The following is a 3,709-nucleotide window of genomic DNA, read 5'->3' as shown; positions in this document are numbered from 1 at the left end:
GTTATTGGCCGCATTGCCCAGGATGGTTTGGGCGAACTCGTTGCCGGTGAGGTTGATGGCTGTGGTACCTGAAGAGTTCGTTGTGCCGAGAAGCTCGATCTCCGACCCCGCCGAAAGAACATGGCTCACCGAGGTGAATACCCTGTCGGTACCGCCCCCCACCGCCTCGAACACCCGGTCTGCGGCATTGTCGACGTGGTAAGTGTCGTTGCCGCCATAGCCGACCATCTTGTCGGCGCCGCCGAGGCCGTTTATTACATTGGCGCCGGCATTGCCCTGAATGGTCTGGGCGAACTCGTTGCCTGTAAGATTGATGGCCGTCGTGCCGGACGGATTGCTGGTGGCGAGAAGCTCGATTTCCGACCCGGCCGAAAGCACGTGACTTACGGAGGCGAGCGCTTTGTCGGTGCCGCCGCTTACCGCCTCGATTTCCTTATCGCGGATATCATCGACATAATAGGTGTCATTGCCGCCGTAGCCGATCATCGTGTGGCCGCCGGCCCCGTGAAACACATCGTCGCCGCTGGTGCCATACAAGGTGTCGCTTGTGTCGACGGGAGGCGGAGTGGTCCCAGTCGTTGCGAGATTGTGCTGCCGGAAAACGGCCTGCAGTTCCGAAGAGCTCTCCAACGCTGTGTCGCCTCGCTGCGAACCCCAGGCGTATGCGTAGTCGAAGGCGGGTGACGGAACCAGCTTGGCCCAGTGCTCCATCATGATTTCCATCTGGGCGGCGGTGGGCACCACATATTTGCCCCCCATGTCGGTGTTATACTCGCCACCTCCAAACGCCTGGTAGCCCGGAACGATCTGGCTCGTCGGGATGCCCGATGCCTGAGCGGCGGCGACGAATTTATCGATCATGTTGTAGTCGACTGGGCCATCCGTGCGGACGGGATAGACATCTATGCCGTAGTAATCGATACCCGTATTGGCGGGATTGTACGTGCCCCTAAAATCCGGATTCGCCGACGTCCCCAAGCTCATCATTGTGATGTAGGTCTTGGCGCCTGGAAAATGTTCATGGATCCAGTCGGATTCTGCCTTCAGATTCGCGGCAGAGGCGTAGGTACCCCATTGGCCGGTGGGATCCGGCTCGTCAACCAGGAAGAACCCAAATACGTTCGGATTGCCGAGGAAAGGAGTAACCTTGTCGATAAAGGATTGGGTTACGCCGTTGGCCTCGTCGAGGTAGACCAAGCCTTTCATGCCCTCTGGCAGCTCGTTGACCTGGTCAACATATTGCACGCTGGCCAGATTGAATCCGGCTTTTGCAATGTCCGTGCCGGATCCACCCGACGTGTAATGGAGAGTCGCCATCCATAATCCCTCATTTTGATTCGATAGCGCCCCGCGGATGTCTGCCTACTAGAAGGTGTATATTAGCGCCAAATCACATACCTGCACGCCCTGATAGAATGGTTGATCAGCGACAGGAGTGTCATATGAAACGAAAAATATACCTCGGGTAGCCGGTGCTTGAGTATAATAGCCCAATCCACAGTGAAAGAACTCGAAGTGATTGTCAGGTATGGAAGTGAATTTTTTCGAGTATTTGTTGGGGTTGTTTGGTAAAATAACCGAAAATAAATATTGATATGATTGGACAAATTATATATAGAAATATCTGAAATGATATCTTACATGAAAATACAAATTATCATGCATTCTAATTATACTTCAAAATAGTGGTCAAGAAAATATATATTTCCAAATACCGCTCTATACGGAAATGTAATTCCATACTATGGCCACACAGATCGATTTTTTCTACAATATGCACTTACCTGCCGGTCAATCGAGTTGACGTTAAGTTAAGATACTGGCCGAATGATACACTCTATCGACGGCAAAATTTGTTGTGGACAGACAGCGGGCAGATGTTCGCTCGCCACCGAAATCATCTGCAACTGAGACTGCCGACACGAGAGATGGTTCGCTCCGATTTGAGGAGCATGGAATGAGCATGCATTCTCGAACTGTTCCGGCCAACTACGTCGGCCTTCAGAGAGCGCTCTTGCAATCCGGTTACTGCATGCTCGGTTTGTGAGCTATTCAGTCTGCCGGGAGCGAAATGAGGTGCGATTTCACTCACATCGATGACGTTGCGGAGGCGGAAGTTGCTCCGCCGGTGTAAGAGCATATGCCGGACGGGGTGGTATAGTTGTTAGGCTGGCTGTCGAGCAAGCAAATTAGCGCAGCTGAGGATTGCCAGACCGCACACAATTCCGATGCAGTCGGCCGCCAAATCAAACACATCAAGATCCCGTCCTATCACGCTGGTACCTTGAAGAAATTCTATAGTGGCACCAACCAAAGCGAGGAAGACTATCAAAGTTGCTTTGCGTTCGGGCCAACTAAGGCCCCCAACGAACATCAGTACAGCAAAAGCGATGCCGTGATTTATCTTGTCATAGTGGAAGCCTATATCCAGTCCGATTTCCTTAAGACGGGGAACAGGCAGAAGCGCCAGTACAAGAACGGCAAGAAGCGTGGTGAAAAAGGCCATTCTTTCGGTGACCGAGTGCAATCTCATTGTTCCAACAATTGTCTTTGCAAGCTGAAGGTGGGGCAGGCGCACATCAGACATGATGTCTGGTAAATGCTACCTTATCCTTACAATCGCACCCCACGCGCCGAAAATCAACTGAACGTGCTGCCAGCAGCGACAAAGGCCCTCCTCTTCCTCTTCCCTTCCTGCGCTTTTTCACGTTGCCTATGGGCATTACCAACCGCACGGCTCGCAACGAAATCACGCTTATTTAGGGGCAGGCGACTCGGAGTTGCAAATCCGTCGAGGGCACAAGCGATCTAAAAAAGAGTTGTCAAAAACTTAAAACACCGCGTCTCACCAAACTGTAGGCCCCAAACCGCAGCGGCCAATTTCGATGTAAGCTACGTCACCGGAACGGACCCATTGCCGATGGCTGGGGCGCCAGGATTCGAACCTGGGAATGTCGGTACCAAAAACCGATGCCTTACCACTTGGCGACGCCCCAAACAGCCAAGACTTGCCGGCTGCGCGCGGCCTTATAGGACGAGCCGAGAGAAAGCTCAACGGCGAAGACAGGCATTGTCGTAAGCAGATGAGTTGTGACGTACGATCATCTGGGGACGGAAGCTGGCGAAGAGGGCAGCGTGGCTACAGGACCGCAGGACAGAAATTCTGGCGGTATTGAACTGCTGGAATGGTGGAATTGTCGATTGCTGGAGGCCAGCGAGTGCTTGGGAGGTATACTAGGCTCGCACGAGGAAAGGGTGCGGGCGGCCGTATCTACCGGCGGCTCGGCAAGGCACCGTCGCAAGGCGCGCCGGGCGAGGCGGCCGACGAGATGTAGTTCTTTAACCAGGCACGACAGGTTCGCTGAATGTGAAGCACTTCCATGAGAACTGGTTCATGACGACAGTTTCGCATGGGACGAGACAAGACGAAGGCTCAGCTTCACGCGGGAGTGGATCGGGCGAGGCGGCTGGGCGGAGACGACCAAGACGGCCGGGCGAGGTGTGCTGCTGCATCGGGACGGCAGCCGCCGATGAGCTGCTGGCGGTCAGTGGCCGCTCGAATTGATGACGAGGAGTGCACGTTGGCGGCGTTTCACGGAACTGTCAGGAATTCTGTGCGCGAGGCCGGTTTCGTCATTGGCTGACGAACCTTTCGCCGAAGACGACGGCGAACTGGGTCTTGGCCTCGAACCATTCGCGCGGCGGTCGT

2 protein-coding genes and 1 tRNA gene are annotated in these 3,709 nt (G+C 54.2%); all 3 read right to left on the bottom strand.

Annotated elements, in window-relative coordinates:
* Nucleotides 1-1,317: calcium-binding protein (locus tag NKH05_RS32670; RefSeq protein ID WP_353027069.1), on the bottom strand; the 1,317-nt coding region annotated here is incomplete at its 3' end.
* Between the two features lie 847 nt (nt 1,318-2,164).
* The gene (locus tag NKH05_RS32665) at nt 2,165-2,587 is read right to left on the bottom strand and encodes a VanZ family protein (RefSeq protein WP_353027068.1); all 423 of its coding nucleotides are present in this window, start codon (nt 2,585-2,587) and stop codon (nt 2,165-2,167) included.
* A 334-nt stretch (nt 2,588-2,921) separates the two neighbouring features.
* Nucleotides 2,922-2,996: transfer RNA gene (locus tag NKH05_RS32660), tRNA-Gln, on the bottom strand.
* Between the last annotated feature and the right edge of the window lie 713 nt (nt 2,997-3,709).

Source organism: Mesorhizobium sp. M1399, assembly GCF_040317735.1.
Classification (GTDB): Bacteria; Pseudomonadota; Alphaproteobacteria; order Rhizobiales; family Rhizobiaceae; genus Mesorhizobium.
Note: the sequence above shows the minus strand (reverse complement) of the source record. Positions and strands in the feature narration are given on the sequence as shown.